Source organism: Bacillus sp. SM2101 (genome assembly GCF_018588585.1).
Taxonomy (GTDB): domain Bacteria; phylum Bacillota; class Bacilli; order Bacillales; family SM2101; genus Nanhaiella; species Nanhaiella sioensis.
This window is the reverse complement of record NZ_JAEUFG010000122.1, coordinates 1-816: the sequence shown is the minus strand read 5'-3', so window position 1 is coordinate 816 and position 816 is coordinate 1. Positions and strand designations below refer to the sequence as shown.

Annotated in this window: 1 protein-coding gene; it reads right to left on the bottom strand. The window is 36.4% G+C overall.

From position 1 onward, the window contains the following. On the bottom strand, nt 1-758 hold a 758-nt coding region (locus tag JM172_RS24540), incomplete at its 3' end, for a transposase (RefSeq protein WP_214484989.1). Nucleotides 759-816: the final 58 nt, after the last annotated feature.

The following is an 816-nucleotide window of genomic DNA, read 5'->3' as shown; positions in this document are numbered from 1 at the left end:
TGTTGATATTTCTGTTTACGTGAGACGAAATCAATCAATTGCTTTCGAATTTGTTTTGGATACTTACGTTCACTTCTTAAGGCTTTTCGTTCTGAAACGTCTGACGTATCTTCAATTTGTTTATCACACTTGGTTACGACATCGTCTACTTTTCGAACCAATTGAGCGAGCTCATCCAATGATAACTGTTCAGCCGTTTCACGTTGAATTTCAGGTATGATTTCATTCTTAAGTAACTCATTGTACAGCTGGTTTGACTTTTCAATTAAACTCTCATGATAGTTCTCTATGGATTTCTTCCAGACGAACGTAAATTTATTCGCATTTGCTTCGATTTTTGTACCATCAATAAAAATCGCTTCTTGATCAATAAGTTTCTCTTCGATCAATTGGCAACGGAATTGGACGAAACATTCACGAATTAATTCTTTCACTTCTGGTTGAACACGGAATCGGTTGATTGTGCGGTAGCTTGGTTCATATCCTTGAGCTAGCCACATCATACGAATACTGTCTTTTAATAGGGCTTCAATTTTGCGTCCAGAAAAGACAGATTGCGTGTAGGCACATAGAATTATTTTAAGCATCATGCGTGGATGATAGGCAGGACAGCCTTCATTTCGGAGAAATGGTTCAAACGCTTCCTGAGGGATACTTTCAACTAAATGATGGACATGGAAGGCAATATCGTTCTTTTGTAATTTTACTTCTAGATCTAAAGGCAAAATTAATTGATTCATGATATAATTTTTAAACATAAGGACCCTTCTTTCCGATGAAATTTGGTGTGGTAACTTTATTTTATCAGAAGTGGTC